Source organism: Streptomyces ochraceiscleroticus (genome assembly GCF_000720485.1).
GTDB lineage: Bacteria > Actinomycetota > Actinomycetes > Streptomycetales > Streptomycetaceae > Streptomyces > Streptomyces ochraceiscleroticus.
Map to the genome: position 1 here is coordinate 119,510 of NZ_JOAX01000012.1, position 15,025 is coordinate 134,534.

The 15,025-nt window shown below is 71.5% G+C and carries 10 protein-coding genes and 1 pseudogene; 8 read left to right on the top strand and 3 right to left on the bottom strand.

Going from position 1 to position 15,025, the window contains the following annotated elements; all coding sequences use genetic code 11:
* Positions 1–11 precede the first annotated feature (11 nt).
* From IG84_RS0116940 to IG84_RS0116955, 4 genes are all read left to right on the top strand, one after another.
* Positions 12–2,291 carry an ATP-binding cassette domain-containing protein gene (locus tag IG84_RS0116940; RefSeq protein ID WP_031057413.1) on the top strand — a complete coding sequence of 760 codons (2,280 nt, stop codon included), beginning with the start codon at positions 12–14 and terminating at the stop codon, positions 2,289–2,291.
* A gap of 253 nt (positions 2,292–2,544) precedes the next feature.
* Complete coding sequence (locus IG84_RS0116945; RefSeq protein ID WP_078648913.1) at positions 2,545–3,519, top strand: FadR/GntR family transcriptional regulator; 975 nt, start codon at positions 2,545–2,547, stop codon at positions 3,517–3,519.
* Positions 3,520–4,220: 701 nt separating this feature from the next.
* On the top strand, positions 4,221–5,780 hold the full coding sequence (locus tag IG84_RS0116950; RefSeq protein WP_037800416.1) for an RNA polymerase sigma factor: 1,560 nt from the start codon (positions 4,221–4,223) through the stop codon (positions 5,778–5,780).
* 136 nt (positions 5,781–5,916) lie between these two features.
* A complete protein-coding gene (locus IG84_RS0116955; protein WP_031057425.1) occupies positions 5,917–6,744 on the top strand; it encodes a S1 family serine peptidase in 828 nt (275 codons plus the stop codon).
* 267 nt (positions 6,745–7,011) lie between these two features.
* On the opposite strand, the gene IG84_RS0116960 is transcribed toward IG84_RS0116955, so the two are convergent.
* Positions 7,012–7,242: a DUF7455 domain-containing protein gene (locus IG84_RS0116960; RefSeq protein WP_003981845.1), complete on the bottom strand. Its 231-nt coding sequence runs from the start codon at positions 7,240–7,242 to the stop codon at positions 7,012–7,014.
* Positions 7,243–7,674: 432 nt separating this feature from the next.
* Here IG84_RS0116960 and IG84_RS0116965 point away from each other — a divergent pair, with 432 nt between their 5' ends.
* The 4 genes and pseudogenes from IG84_RS0116965 (at position 7,675) to IG84_RS0116975 (ending at position 12,478) form a co-directional block, all read left to right on the top strand.
* Entirely contained in the window at positions 7,675–9,795 is a 2,121-nt protein-coding gene (locus tag IG84_RS0116965; RefSeq protein WP_031057427.1) for a DNA gyrase/topoisomerase IV subunit B, read from the top strand.
* A gap of 41 nt (positions 9,796–9,836) precedes the next feature.
* Positions 9,837–10,071, top strand: a pseudogene (locus IG84_RS42255) (DNA-binding response regulator); the annotation flags it as partial.
* Positions 10,072–10,238: 167 nt separating this feature from the next.
* Complete coding sequence (locus IG84_RS0116970) at positions 10,239–10,817, top strand: DUF485 domain-containing protein (RefSeq protein ID WP_031057430.1); 579 nt, start codon at positions 10,239–10,241, stop codon at positions 10,815–10,817.
* Positions 10,814–12,478 (top strand): solute symporter family protein, encoded by a 1,665-nt coding sequence (locus tag IG84_RS0116975; RefSeq protein ID WP_245659378.1) that lies wholly within the window; start codon positions 10,814–10,816, stop codon positions 12,476–12,478. The genes IG84_RS0116970 and IG84_RS0116975 overlap by 4 nt, the downstream gene beginning before the upstream one ends.
* A 10-nt stretch (positions 12,479–12,488) precedes the next feature.
* Here the strand turns inward: IG84_RS0116975 and IG84_RS0116980 are convergent, their stop codons facing one another.
* Together IG84_RS0116980 and IG84_RS0116985 are read right to left on the bottom strand one after the other, a co-directional pair.
* Complete coding sequence (locus IG84_RS0116980) at positions 12,489–13,163, bottom strand: DUF7342 family protein (RefSeq protein ID WP_031057435.1); 675 nt, start codon at positions 13,161–13,163, stop codon at positions 12,489–12,491.
* Positions 13,160–14,887, bottom strand: a complete 1,728-nt coding sequence (locus IG84_RS0116985; RefSeq protein ID WP_078648914.1) for an ATP-binding protein — start codon at positions 14,885–14,887, stop codon at positions 13,160–13,162. Before IG84_RS0116985 ends, IG84_RS0116980 begins: the two co-directional genes overlap by 4 nt.
* Between the last annotated feature and the right edge of the window lie 138 nt (positions 14,888–15,025).

Sequence of the window (15,025 nt, forward strand, 5' to 3'; positions counted from 1 at the left end):
CGAGGCGCGCGATGATCCAGGCCGTCGGACTGACCAGCGAAGCCCGGCGCGGCCTGCCGCCGGCCGTGGACGACCTGACCTTCGAGGCGCCGCCCGGCGCGGTCACCGTCCTCCTCGGCGCCCGGGGCGCGGGCAAGACGACGGCCCTGCGCCTGATGCTGCGGCTGGAGCGCGGCCGGGGCATCACCCTCTTCCGCGGCCGCCCCCTGCACCGCCTGCCGAACCCGGCACGGGAACTGGGCGTGCTGCTCGGCGACGTACCCGGCCACCCCGCCCGTACGGCCCGCTCGCACCTGCGGATGCTCACCGCCGCGGCCGGAGTCTCCCCGGACCGCGCCGAGGACGTCCTGGAGGCCGTCGGCCTCAGCGGCCTGGCGGAACAGCGCCTGGGTGAGTTCTCGCGCGGCATGGACCGCCGGCTGGGCATGGCGGCCGCCATGCTCGGCGACCCGTACGCGCTGCTCCTCGACGAGCCGGACGACGGCCTCTCGCCGCGCGAGACGGCCTGGCTGTACGGGCTGCTGCGGGGATTCGCCGAGCGCGGCGGCAGCGTGCTCGTCACGGCCTGCGACCCCAAGGCGGCCGCCCGGCTGGGCGACCGGATCGTCACGATCGAGGACGGCAGGCTGCTCGCCGACCAGGAGGCCGGGGAGTTCACGCACACCCGGCTGCGGCCCCGGGTCAGCGTGCGGTCGCCGCACGCCGACCGGCTGGCGGCGCTCCTGGTCGACGAGTGGCAGCGCGCCGACCCCGCGGTGGACCCGCGCGCGGAACAGCCGCTGGAGGTCGTACGGGAGAGCGGCAACCGCCTCGCCGTGTACGGGAGCAGCTGTGCCCTGGTGGGCGATACGGCGTTCCGGCACGGGATCCTGGTGCACCAGCTCGCGGACGAGACGGGGGACACCCGGCCGGGCGTGCCGCTCAACCGGGCCGACGCCCGGCCGGCGGGCAGGCTGACGGCCGGTCATGGTGCGGTGGTGGCAGCGGAGCCGGCCAAGGCCGAGGCGGACACCGAGAAGGACGACGCCCGGTACGCCGTAGCGGCGCGCGGAGAACCGCACGAGCCGCACGCCGCGGCCCGGGAGGAAGGGCGAGTCGAAGCACACGCCGACGCACGGGACGCGGGCGAAGAGCGCGCGCACGCCGGTGAACCGGTGCGCAAGGACGCCGGAGGGCACTGCGCCGTGATCTCCGGCCCCGTCGCCACGGGGAGCACGGACGGGGCCGACGGTCTCCCGGCGTCAGCCCGGACGGCCACCGTGTCCTCGTCTCCCCGGTCACTTCCGCTCACGAAGGACCCCGATTCGCTCACGAAGGACCCCGACGGCGAACTCGCGTCCACCCTCGAACTCACGCCCGTGCCCGCCGCCCACAGGGGCAGCGGCGCGGCTGTGGTCGGCCCGACCGGCACCCCGCCCCATGGCACGGCGGTCCCCCTCGCGGCCCCTCGTACGCCGCGCACCTCCCCGTCCCCGCGCGGCAAGGTGCCGGCGGCTCGGCTGATGCTGCCGCGACTGTCCGCACCGGGGCCCGCCTGGCCGGTCCGTTACGAGCTGCGGCGAGCGGCCAGTGACCGCACGGGAATCGTCGTAGGCGTTCTGGTACTGGCGATCTCGCTCGTGCTGGCAGGAGTGCTGGCGCGCACCGGTGGCACACCGTCGGCCCGCGCACTGATGGGCTGGCCGGACCGGCTGCCCTTCCCGCCCGCCGCGGTGGGAGCGGGACTGATCGGCGCGCTCGCCTTCGGACAGGAGTTCCGGTACCCGGCGCTCGCGCCCGAGCAGGGCTCCGTGCCCCGCCGGTTGCGGCTGTTGGGCGCCAAGTTGCTGGTCGGCGGGGCGAGCGCGGTCATGCTGGCGCTGGCTTCGCTCGTCCTCGACGGCGTGCTCGTGGGCTATGTCTTCGGCGTGCGGGCGTTGCCCGCGGTCGCCGACTGGCCGCTGCTGTCGCTCGGTTGGGGTGCGCTGCTCACCGGGTCCGCATGGGCCGGCCTCCTGGCGGCGGGGATCTTCCGCTCGACGGCGATGGGGCTGGCGACGGTACTGGCGGTACCTGTCGCCGTGGCCCCGCTGATCCAGGGATTGTTGAGCGATCCGGCCGCGCGTTCGATGGTCGGCTTCCCGGCGCGGGTACGGACGACGGCCGCGGTCGACTGGCCCGCCGGCGTCGACCGGCTGACCGATGCCGCCTGGCGGCTGGCGGCGCACCCGGTGGCCGGGGCGCTGACGCTGTCGCTCGCGGCTCTGCTGTGCGCGTACACGCTGACCGCCCTGCGCCGAAGGGCACGTTGAGCGCACGAGCACTTCAGTAGGAAGACGGCAGGAAGGGGAGACAGAAGGGAGGGAAGGCTCATGGTGCAGGTGAGGGAGCAGCGAAAGACGAGATGAGCAGAGGGGCAGGAGCAGCGCGGTAGTCAGCGGTACTCATGAGGGCGCAGCGCTTCCCGTATCCCGCGCAGCGCGAACTGTCCAGAACTTCGCGCGATGCGTCTGCTTCCTTCCGATAAAGCGTCAATTGTAGGGTGATGGGCGATCACCCTTTCGTGTGCTTTTCACCAAAGACCTCAAGGCGCTCCGGCACGTCGCCGACAAAGGATGCGTGAGTACCCTTGCGCACACCATGATGACCGCGACTCGCCCCGCCGACACCGGCCTGACCGGCCCGGGCGAGCTCGACCGCTACCCCTACGCCGACGCCGTCGGCGGCGAGCGCACCGACCGTGTGGCTCCCGTGTGGGACGGCCACGAAAGCGAGCTGGGCCGGGTCGGCCGCCGCGCCGCCGGCAGCCGGGGCCGTGGCCTGCACGGCCAACTCGTCCAGCAGCTCGGCCAAATGATCGTCTCCGGTGACCTCGGGGCCGACCGTCCGCTCGTCCCCGAGGAGATCGGCCAGCGCTTCGAGGTCTCCCGCACCGTCGTCCGTGAATCGCTGCGCGTCCTGGAGGCCAAGGGCCTGGTCAGCGCGCGCCCGAACGTCGGCACCCGGGTCCGCCCGGTCAGCGACTGGAACCTCCTCGACCCCGACATCATCGAGTGGCGGGCGTACGGCCCCCAGCGCGACGACCAGCGCCGCGAGCTGTGCGAGCTGCGCTGGACCATCGAGCCCCTCGCCGCGCGCCTCGCCGCGGGGCACGGCCGCGAGGACGTCCAGCAGCGCCTCGCCGACATGGCCGAGATCATGGGCCACTCCGCGGCCCAGGGCGACTCGCTGACCTTCGCCCGCGCCGACGCCGAGTTCCACTCGCTGCTCCTCCAGCTCACGGGCAACCGCATGCTGGAGCACCTCTCCGGCATCGTCTCCGCGGCGCTCCAGGTCTCCGGCGGCTCGTCCCTCGGCTGCGAGCACCCCGTCGAGACCTCGGTCGGCCAGCACATGAAGATCGTCGACGCGATCGGCGCGGGCGACGCGGCAGGCGCCGAGGTCGCGATGCGTCAGCTCCTCGCGACCGATGGTGAGGCAGGCGGGCCCGGCGGAAGCGGCGCGGCGGACCGCGTCGTGCCCGCGCCCCGCGAGCACTGACACCCCCGAAACCCGGATTGCTCCCAGGCGCCCCGACCTGAAGAAACCGTACGCCGTACCCCTGCGCGACCGGCCGCCTCCCGGCGAGGCGCACCCGCCCCCGCGAAGAGGATGGCGAGGCGGCGCAGACACCGTACGCACGCGTACGCGCACACCAATGCACCCGTACGCGCACACCGAGGAACGCGACCCACGCAGTCGACGCGATCGAGGCAGCGCATGCGGCCGACGCGGCAGGCGCGGCGATGACCGCGACGAGGCAGTGCGGCGAACGCGAGCAAGAGGAAGCAACGCAGCGAACGCAAGGAAGAGGACCCCGTACGTGCCGGCGGGCCGTACGAGCCAGTGGGGCGGTCGCCGAGCCGCACGTCTCCGTGCGGGGGCGGCCGCCTGCCCGGCCCGGTCCCTCGTGGCCGCCGAGGCTCCTTTCTCGCCTTCTTCTCTCCAGTACGCCCCCACATCGATCAAAATGTGTCGTTATGGGGTGTGACTCGGGCCACGCGGATTGGGCGTAACGCTCTGCGGGGAAGCGCGATGACTTAAGAGGTGATAGCCGAGGAGGGAATACGGCGGCCGCTTGCGGCGCTGTCCCAACTCCCTGGTTGCCCTTGCGCCGTCGGCCCACCCCCGTCGACGGTCGTCGGCTCCGGTCCACAGTGGACGGGGCCGGAAGCCGTTTCCATCGTTCCGAGAGGTTGTTCGTGTCGGCCAGCACATCCCGTACGCTCCCGCCGGAGATCGCCGAGTCCGAGTCTGTGATGGCGCTCATCGAGCGGGGAAAGGCTGATGGGCAGATCGCCGGCGATGACGTGCGTCGGGCCTTCGAGGCTGACCAGATTCCGCCAACCCAGTGGAAGAACGTTCTGCGCAGCCTCAACCAGATCCTCGACGAGGAGGGTGTGACGCTGATGGTCAGTGCCGCAGAGGCGCCCAAGCGCACCCGCAAGAGCGTCGCAGCGAAGAGTCCGGCGAAGCGCACCGCCACCAAGACCGTCGCGGCCAAGGCTGCCGCGGTGAAGAAGCCCACCGCGGCAGCGGCCGCGTCCGTCTCCCCGGCGTCGGACGGCCCGGGTGCCGAGGCGGAGCCCTCGCCGGCGAAGAAGGCGGCGGCCAAGAAGGTCACCGCGAAGAAGGCCACGGCCAAGAAGACGGCCGCCAAGAAGACCACGGCCAAGAAGACCAAGAAGGACGCCGTCGACGAGATCCTCGAAGAGGACACCGTCGAGGAGACCCCGGCGGTGCCGGGCAAGGGCGATGCACCCGAGGCGGCCGAGGGCACCGAGGCCGCGGGCTTCGTACTGTCGGACGAGGACGAGGACGACGCCCCCGCGCAGCAGGTCGCCGCGGCCGGCGCCACCGCCGACCCGGTCAAGGACTACCTCAAGCAGATCGGCAAGGTCCCGCTGCTCAACGCCGAGCAGGAGGTCGAGCTCGCGAAGCGCATCGAGGCCGGCCTGTTCGCCGAGGACAAGCTGGCGAACTCCGACAAGCTCGCGCCGAAGCTCAAGCGTGAGCTGGAGATCATCGCCGAGGACGGCCGCCGCGCCAAGAACCACCTGCTGGAGGCCAACCTCCGTCTCGTGGTCTCGCTGGCCAAGCGCTACACCGGCCGCGGCATGCTCTTCCTGGACCTGATCCAGGAGGGCAACCTCGGTCTGATCCGTGCGGTCGAGAAGTTCGACTACACCAAGGGGTACAAGTTCTCCACGTACGCGACGTGGTGGATCCGTCAGGCGATCACCCGCGCCATGGCCGACCAGGCCCGTACGATCCGTATCCCTGTCCACATGGTCGAGGTCATCAACAAGCTCGCCCGTGTGCAGCGCCAGATGCTCCAGGACCTGGGCCGCGAGCCCACTCCGGAGGAGCTGGCCAAGGAGCTCGACATGACCCCCGAGAAGGTCATCGAGGTCCAGAAGTACGGCCGCGAGCCCATCTCGCTGCACACCCCGCTCGGCGAGGACGGTGACAGCGAGTTCGGTGACCTCATCGAGGACTCCGAGGCCGTCGTGCCGGCCGACGCGGTCAGCTTCACTCTTCTGCAGGAACAGCTCCACTCGGTCCTTGACACGCTCTCCGAGCGCGAGGCGGGCGTCGTCTCGATGCGCTTCGGCCTCACGGACGGCCAGCCCAAGACGCTGGACGAGATCGGCAAGGTCTACGGCGTCACGCGCGAGCGTATCCGCCAGATCGAGTCCAAGACGATGTCCAAGCTGCGGCACCCCTCGCGTTCTCAGGTGCTGCGCGACTACCTGGACTGACGTCCCAGGTCAACGGGCATGTGGGCCCGGTCACTCCCTTCGGGGAGTGGCCGGGCTCCGGCGTGTCCGGGGTGCGGCACTCGGCGGACTGGCTCACTGTGGGTGTACGAATGCTCCCCCAGAGTCAGGAGTCGGTATGGGCATCCGCACCCGCGCTGTCACCACGGTCCTCGCCGCCATCGCGCCGGCCGTCGCCGCACTCGGAGTGCCGGGGCCGGCTGCCGCCGACAGCGTCATCGTCGGGGGACGGCAGGTGCAGAGCTCCTCCAGCCCCTGGGTCGTCGCGCTGGCGAGCCGCGAGCGCTTCGGGAACGAACGCTCCGGGCAGTTCTGCGGGGGCGTACTCGTGGGGCCCTCGACGGTGCTCACGGCGGCGCACTGCATGGGCAAGGACGTGCTGGGCGCGTCCCCGGACCAGGTCAAGGACCTACGGGTGATCGTCGGCCGCACCGACCTGCGCAGCCGTGCGGGCAGGGAGATGGCGACGAGCAAGGTCTGGATCAATCCCGCGTACGACGCCACGACGAACGCGGGGGACTTCGCCATCGTGAAGCTGCGCGGCATGGTGCCGAGCAATTACGCGCTGCCGATGGCCGGCCTGGGCGACCGCTCGTACCAGCCGGGCACGGGCGCCTCGGTCTACGGCTGGGGCGATACGACCGGCAACGGTACGTATTCGTCGGTACTGCGCGCGGCACGGGTGCAGGTCATGCAGGACTCGGCCTGCAAGCGCGCGTACCCGAAGAGCGTGGACGGCACGTACGACGGCGCCTCGATGCTCTGCGCGGGCACCCAGCAGGGCGGGCACGACGCCTGCCAGGGGGACAGCGGTGGACCGCTCGTGGCGAACGGGCAGCTCGTGGGGCTGGTCTCCTGGGGCACCGGCTGCGGGGAGCCGGGAAAGCCGGGCGTCTACACGCGCGTCTCGGCCGCCACGCAGGCGGTGATGGCCCAGGGCGGCTGAGAGCGGCCGCGCCGGGCGACTGGGGTCCTTGGGCGGGGAAGCGGCTCGAGAGCGGCACAGCGCCCAGGGAGACCCTCTGCGGGGGCAGTGTCGGATCAGGGGGAAGTGTCGGACGGGGCGTACCGGTCCTCGTGACGGATCACGAAGGCCGGACGCCGAAGGACACCGGTGCGAGTACGAGTGTGGGCGGTCTCCCCGGGTGGGTACCGGGTGAAACCGCCCGCGCACGGCTCGTAGCCGCTACTCGCTCGTCGTCGGTGCGATGTGTCAGCGTTCCTCATCGGACGCAGACGCCGGAGAGGCGGTCAGCCGCTCCGTCTCGTCCTGTATCTCCGCGGCGATCTTCTTGAGTTCTGGCTCGAACTTGCGCCCGTGGTGGGCGCAGAAGAGCAGTTCGCCGCCGGACATCAGGACGACGCGCAGGTATGCCTGTGCGCCGCAGCGGTCGCAGCGGTCAGCGGCCGTCAGCGGGCTCGCGGGGGTCAGAACAGTAGTCACGTCGCCTCTTCTCTAGCTCGACGAGCTGTCGTACCAGGGTCAACATCCAACCAGGCCGAAAACGTTCCCGCTCGTGGCTTTTCCTCGAAATTTTTTTCCGAGGTGGCCGGGTGCTGCCGGGTGGCGGCGAATGAGCCGTAGTGCGTGGTGGTCTGATTCAAGTGTCGGTCGGGCCTGTCCTCCCGGCTGGGTTGCCGGTCGTTGATGAGGACGTGCCCGGAGCCTAAATGGTTCATGCCTCGAAGGGAACGTGATGTTCACGTCACCCACACGAGGAATAGAACGTACGAACGAAACTCTACTAGCATGGGCCCGCTTACGGGTGGCGTCACATCGGCTCTACCTGGCCTCGGTACCCTCTGACCGGCGACACCGCCACATACAGGGTCCGCGGAATGCGGACCACCAGAAATTCAGCGAGGAGCGAACCGCGTGACCGCCGAGATGTCCGTGCCGTCCACCGCCGTGCTGACCGGGGCAGACCGGGACGGATCCAACTACACCGCGCGGCATCTGCTCGTCCTGGAGGGCCTGGAGGCCGTCCGCAAGCGCCCCGGCATGTACATCGGGTCCACCGACAGCCGCGGCCTGATGCACTGCCTGTGGGAAATCATCGACAACTCCGTCGACGAGGCGCTGGGCGGCTACTGCGACCGCATCGAGGTCGTCCTGCACGAGGACGGCTCCGTGGAGGTCCGGGACAACGGCCGCGGCATTCCCGTCGACGTCGAGCCCAAAACCGGCCTCAGCGGCGTCGAGGTCGTCATGACCAAGCTGCACGCCGGCGGCAAGTTCGGCGGCGGCTCCTACGCGGCCTCCGGCGGCCTGCACGGTGTCGGTGCCTCCGTGGTCAACGCCCTCTCCGCCCGCCTGGACGTCGAGGTCGACCGCAACTCCAAGACCCACTCCATCAGCTTCCGGCGCGGCGTCCCCGGAATCTTCACCGAGTCGGGCCCCGAGGCCCCCTTCGACCCCACCGGCGGTCTCGTCAAGGGCAAGCGCATCCCGAAGACCCGCACGGGCACCCGGGTGCGCTACTGGGCGGACCGCCAGATCTTCCTGAAGGACGCCAGGCTCTCCCTGGAGACGCTGCACGCCCGCGCCCGCCAGACCGCCTTCCTCGTGCCCGGCCTCACGCTGGTCGTACGGGACGAGCGCGGCATCGAGAGCGAGGGGCCGAGCGAGGAGACCTTCCACTACGACGGCGGCATCAGCGAGTTCTGCGAGTACCTCGCCCAGGACAAGGCCGTCTGTGACGTGCTGCGCCTCTCGGGGCAGGGCACCTTCAAGGAGACGGTGCCGGTCCTGGACGACCGCGGGCACATGACGCCCACCGAGGTCACCCGCGAGCTGGGCGTGGACATCGCGCTGCGCTGGGGCACCGGGTACGACACGACCGTCAAGTCGTTCGTGAACATCATCGCCACCCCGAAGGGCGGCACCCACGTCAGCGGCTTCGAACGTTCCGTGACCAAGACGGTCAATGAAGTGCTGCGCTCGTCCAAGCTGCTGCGCGTCGCCGAGGACGACATCGTCAAGGACGACGCCCTCGAAGGGCTCACGGCGGTCGTCACCGTAAGACTGGCCGAGCCCCAGTTCGAGGGCCAGACCAAGGAAGTACTCGGCACGTCGGCGGCCAACCGCATCGTCGCCAACGTGGTGGCCAAGGAGCTCAAGGCGTTCCTGACCTCCACCAAGCGCGACGCGAAGGCGCAGGCCCGCGCCGTACTGGACAAGGCCGTCGCGGCCGCCCGTACGCGCATCGCCGCCCGGCAGCACAAGGAGGCGCAGCGCAGGAAGACCGCGCTGGAGTCCTCCTCGCTGCCCGCGAAGCTCGCGGACTGCCGCAGCGACAACGTGGACCGCAGCGAACTGTTCATCGTCGAGGGCGACTCGGCGCTCGGTACGGCCAAGCTGGCGCGCAATTCCGAGTTCCAGGCGCTGCTGCCGATCCGCGGAAAGATCCTGAACGTTCAGAAGTCCTCCGTCTCGGACATGCTGAAGAACGCCGAATGCGGCGCGATCATCCAGGTCATAGGGGCCGGTTCGGGCCGCACCTTCGACATCGACGCGGCCCGTTACGGCAAGGTCATCTTCCTCGCCGACGCCGATGTCGACGGCGCGCACATCCGTACGCTGCTGCTCACGCTCTTCCAGCGGTACATGCGCCCGATGATCGAACAGGGCCGGGTCTTCTCCGCCGTGCCGCCGCTGCACCGTGTGGAGCTGATCAACCCCAAGAAGGGCCAGGACAAGTACATCTACACGTACTCGGACAACGAGCTGCGGCAGACCCTGCTGGAACTCCAGCGCAAGAACGTCCGTTTCAAGGACAGCATCCAGCGCTACAAGGGCCTGGGCGAGATGGACGCCGACCAGCTCGCCGAGACCACGATGGACCCGCGCCACCGCACCCTGCGCCGGATCAACATCAGCGACCTCGAGGCCGCCGAGAAGGCGTTCGACCTGCTCATGGGCAATGAGGTCGCGCCGCGCAAGGGGTTCATCACCGACTCCGCCGCGTCCCTGGACCGCTCGCGCATCGACACCTGATCCGCGCTGCCGTACGAGGGCCGTCCACCCCTGGGTGGACGGCCCTCCAGGCGGGCGCCCGTGGGTCCCTCACGAAGGACGCCGACGGCGACGAGATCGTACGGGCCGTCGAGGACGCCATGTCCGGCCGGGCGGGGCTCTCGCCGCAGGTGCGGCGTCTCCACCGCGACGGGGAAAACCCACGTCGACAACCTCTTCGCCAATGCCGGGCTCCGCGACCAGGCGCAGGCCATTCACTACGCGTACCGGCACGGGATCGCTCAGCCCCCGGGTTGACCCGGGTGGGTGGCACCGCCCCTGTCAGCGCACGGCAAGGCCGGGAAACCTCCCGGTTGGTCCGTCACCTGATGGGGTGAAGGATTCGCAATGGATGTCCGGGAACCACCGCGTCTGTCCATCCTTGGGCGCACGGCCAGACAGGCCGCGGAACAAGGAGATGCCCGGTGGAGAAGCACGACGGCCGCCCGGCCGGAGCCGTACGGCTCGACGCCCCCTGGTACGACACCCCCGCCTCCGGACGGGGCGATCAGGGAGCGGCCGGACAGGAGGACGGCGGTGTGCCGGCGCAGCGGGCGGCCGGGCGGCCGGATGCGGACGATACGGAGCACGGGACGGTCGGCGCCGCGGCGGAGGACGGCCCCGACCTGTCGTGGCCGACCCTCCCGGCGCAGCGCGCGGACGCACCCGGGGAGCCGACGCACGCCGATGTGTATCTCACCGTCCAGCGCAGCGCCGCCTTCCAGGAAGTGCGCCGCCGCTACCGCAGCTTCGTCGTGCCCGCCACGGCCCTCTTCCTGACCTGGTACCTCGCGTACGTCATCGCGGCCGTGACCGCGCCCGGCCTGATGGCCCGCCAGGTGATGGGCCCGCTCAACGTCGCCATGCTCGCCGGACTCGGGCAGTTCGTCACGACCTTCGTCCTCACCTGGGCGTACGCCCGCCACGCCCGGCTGCGCCGGGACCGGGCCGCGCTCGACCTGCGGTGGGAGACCCAGGAGATGACAGGGGGAAACATCCGTTGACCGGCAGCCTGTCCGCCCTCGCCGCCTCCGCGGCGACCGATGACCACCAGATCCTGACCCTCGTCCTCTTCAGCGTCTTCGTGGCCGCGACCCTCGCGGTCACGGCCTGGGCCGGCCGCCGACGGCACGGTTCCGCAGAGGAGTTCTACGCGGGGGGCCGGCTCTTCTCGCCCCTGGAGAACGGTTTCGCCATCGCCGGTGACTACATGTCGGCGGCGTCCTTCCTCGGTATCTCCGGTCTCATCGCCCTCTTCGGGTACGACGGCCTGCTGTACTCCGTGGGCTTCCTCGTCGCCTGGCTCCTCGTGCTCTTCCTCGTCGCGGAACTGGTGCGCAACTGCGGCCGCTTCACCCTCGCCGACGTGGTCGCCGCCCGTATGCGCCGCCGCCCCGTCCGGATCGCCGCAGGCGTCTCGTCCGTCACCGTCTCCGTGCTCTACCTCGTCGCCCAGATGGTCGGCGCGGGCAGCCTGGTTGCCCTGCTGCTCGGCGGGACGGGTCAAGCGGCCCGTACATGGACGGTCGTCGGTGTCGGCGCCCTGATGGTCTTCTACGTCATCTGCGGCGGCATGCGGGCCACGACCTGGATCCAGATCATCAAGGCCGTGCTCCTCATGGGCGGCGCCATCGCCCTGACCGTCCTCGTGCTGCTCCGCTTCCACGCGGACCCCGGCACGCTGCTCACCGCCGCGGCGCAACGGAGCGGACACGGCGCGGACTTCCTCGCCCCCGGCCTCAAGTACGGCGGCAGCTGGACTGCCCGGCTGGACTTCCTGAGCCTCGGGCTCGCGCTGGTCCTCGGTACCGCGGGGCTGCCGCACATCCTGTCGCGCTTCTACACCGTGCCCACCGCCCGCGCGGCCCGCCGCTCCGTGGTGTGGTCCATCGGGCTCATCGGCGGCTTCTACCTGATGACGATCGTGCTCGGCTTCGGAGCGGCGGCCGTCCTCGGGACCGACGCCGTGCGGGCCGCCAACCCGGCCGGCAACACCGCCGTACCGCTGCTCGCCCTCGACCTGGGAGGCGGCCCCGACTCCACTGGCGGAACGATCCTTTTCGCCGTGGTCGCGGCGGTCGCCTTCGCCACGATCCTGGCCGTCGTCGCGGGCATCACCCTCGCCTCCTCGGCCTCGGTCGCGCACGACCTGTACGGCGCGCTGCGGCGCGGCGGCCGCGCCGAACGGGGCGCGGCTTCCCCGGAGCGAGGCGCGGCCTCCCGAGAGGTCGCCGTCGCCCGGATCGCCGCGGCCTGCGTCGGGGCGGTGGCCATCGGCCTCGCCCTGCTCGCCCAGGATCTCAACGTCGCCTTCCTCGTCGGCCTCGCCTTCGCGGTCGCCGCTTCGGCGAATCTCCCCGTGCTGCTCTACGCCCTCTTCTGGCGCCGCTTCACCACCCGGGGCGCCGTGTGGTCCGTCTATGGAGGGCTGCTCCCCGCGCTCGTCCTCGTGGTGCTTTCACCGATCGTCTCCGGGAGTTCCGCGGCGATCTTCCCCGGCCTGGACTTCCAGCTCTTCCCCCTGGAGAACCCCGGCCTCGTCTCCATCCCGCTGGGTTTCCTGTTCGGCTGGCTCGGTACGGTCACCTCTGCGGAGGCGCCGGACGCGGCTGCCCGCCATGCGGAGACGGAGGTACGGGCGCTGACGGGCGCGGGGGCGGCGTAACGCGCCCGGCTCAGACCCAGTCGTACCGGTGCTCCGGCCGGCCCGTCTCGCCGTACCGGAGCGTCAGCTTGACCCGGCCGGCCCGCTCCAGGAGCTTCAGGTACCGCTGTGCGGTCTGCCGGCTGAGGCCGGCCCGCCGGGCCACTTCCTGGGCCGACAACGGGGTCTCGGCGGAGCGCAGGACGGACCGTACGCGGTCGGCCGTCGCCGTCGAGTGCCCTTTGGGCAGCTCGGCCGGACCGGCGTTGGCGGCCCCCAGCGCCCCGAAGATCCGGTCCACCTCGGACTGTTCGGCCTGCCCGCCGACCTCGAAGGTCCGGCGCAGCGCCGCGTACCCCTCCAGCTTCGAACGCAGCCCGGCGAATGTGAACGGCTTCACCAGGTACTGGAGCGCGCCGTGCCGCATCGCGGCCCGTACGGTGGCGACGTCGCGCGCCGCCGTCACCATGATCACGTCCGTGTGCAGGCCGCGCTGCCGCAGCCGGGCCACGAGCTGCAGGCCCGTCTCGTCCGGGAGGTAGTGGTCCAGCAGGACGAGGTCGACGGCAGTGCTCTCCAGTACGGCCAGCGCCTCGGCGGCGGTGTGCGCCTGCGCGACGACCCGGAAACCGGCGATCTTCGCCACGTACGCCGCGTTGATCCCGGCCACCCGGACGTCGTCGTCGACAACGAGTACATCGATCATCGGGCACCCCCGAGATGATCCGGCAGCGTTTCCCCGCCCACACCGGAGACATGCGTCTCGGACAGGGCGTCCGCGAGCGCGTCGGGGAGCGTCACGGTGAACCGTGCGCCGCCGCCCGGCCGGTCGTCCACCTCGGCGCCGCCCCCGTAGCGCTCGGCCAGCCGCCGCACGAGGACCAGCCCGATACCGCGCTGCCCGTGTGCCGGCGGCTCCTTCGTCGTCCAGCCCTCCGTGAAGATCTCCTGGCGCCGTTCGCGCGGCACACCGGGGCCGTTGTCGCTGACCCGCACGGTCGCCGTGCGGCCCTCGGCGCGCACCTCCACCTCGACCTGTCCGTCCCGCCCGCCGGCCGCCGCGTCCAGCGCGTTGTCGACCAGATTGCCGACCACCGTGACGAGGCCGTGCGGGTCGACCACCCGGTCCGGCAGCCGGGTCGCCGGCGCGATGCTCAGCGAGACGCCGCGCTCGGCGGCGACGGTCGCCTTCCCCACCAGCAGCGCCGCCAGCAACGGGTCGTGCACGCGCTCGGTGACCTGCTCGGCGGTCGCCCGGTGCACGCCGACCGCGTGCGTCACGAACTCCACCGCTTCCTCGTACAGCCCCAGTTCCAGCAGCCCGAGGAGGGTGTGCAGCCGGTTGGCGTGCTCGTGGTCCTGGGCGCGCAACGCATCGATCAGCCCCCGCGTACCGTCCAGCTCGCGGCCCAGTCGCTCCAGCTCCGTACGGTCCCGCAGGGTGACCACGGCGCCGCCGTCGTCGGTCGGCATCCGGTTGGCCACCAGGACCCGCTGTCCGCTGACGGTGAGCAGGTCGGCGCCGGAGGCCCGGCCCGCCAGCACGTCCGTCGTCCGGCCCGGCGGCAGCACGGTGTCCAGGGGGCGGCCGGTGTCCTCCGTACGCAGGTCGAGCAGCCGCTGCGCCTCGTCGTTCATCAGCCGGATGCGCCCGTGCCGGTCCAGCGCGACGAACCCCTCGCGGATCCCGTGCAGCATGGCCTCGCGCTCGGCGAGCAGCGCGGAGATGTCGGAGAAGGCCAGGTCGTGGGTGCGGCGCTGGAGCCGGCGCGCGACGAGGTACGCGGCCAGCGCGCCCACGGCGAGCGCGCCGCCCGCGTACGCCAGCAGGTCGGGCACGGTCGACAGCAGCCGTTGCTGCACGCTCTCGTACGCGATGCCGACCGAGACGGCACCGACGATGCTGCCGTGGTCGTTCCGCAGCGGGACCTTGCCCCGTGCCGAGCGGCCGAGGGTGCCCTCGTCGATCTGCATGACCTCCCGGCCGGAGAGGGCGGCGCTGGGGTCGGTGGAGACGTGCCGGCCGATCTCGTCCGGGTCGGTGTGCGACCAGCGCACGCCGTGCTCGTCCATGATCACGATGTACTCGGCGCCGGTGGCCCGGCGGATCCGCTCGGCGGCCGCCTGGACCGGGCCGCCGGGGGAGGGGCGGGACGCCTCCAGCGCGTCGTCCAGGCGCGGCTGGGCGGCGGTGGTCTGCGCGATGGCCAGGGCGCGGCGCATGGCCTGGTCATCGAGCTGTGCGCTGAGCGGCGCGAGGAAGAGGCCGGTCGCCAGCGCGGTCACACCGGCGGCGATGGCGAGCTGCACGAGCAGGACCTGCGCGAACACGCGGCGCGGCCAGCGCAGCCGCAGCCGGGGCCGGCCGCCGCCGCGCGGCTCACCGGCCGTGCCGGGCCCGCTCGCCCTCTCCTCGCCGTTGTCGCCCATACGAACGAACAGTAAGCGGGGTGGCGGTGGCTCGGGTAATCGCCGGGCCCGCGCGCTCGCCGACGGCCCCGCCGAAAGTTATCCACAGGCGGCCGCGGCCGGGCGGAATCGTTCTAATCTTCAGTCGTGGTCACAGAA

Coding starts and splice junctions, on each gene's coding strand:
- IG84_RS0116985 (WP_078648914.1), bottom strand. CDS start 14,887: ATGGGCGACAACGGCGAGGAGAGGGCGAGCGGGCCCGGCACGGCCGGT.
- IG84_RS0116955 (WP_031057425.1), top strand. CDS start 5,917: ATGGGCATCCGCACCCGCGCTGTCACCACGGTCCTCGCCGCCATCGCG.
- IG84_RS0116980 (WP_031057435.1), bottom strand. CDS start 13,163: ATGATCGATGTACTCGTTGTCGACGACGACGTCCGGGTGGCCGGGATC.
- IG84_RS0116940 (WP_031057413.1), top strand. CDS start 12: ATGATCCAGGCCGTCGGACTGACCAGCGAAGCCCGGCGCGGCCTGCCG.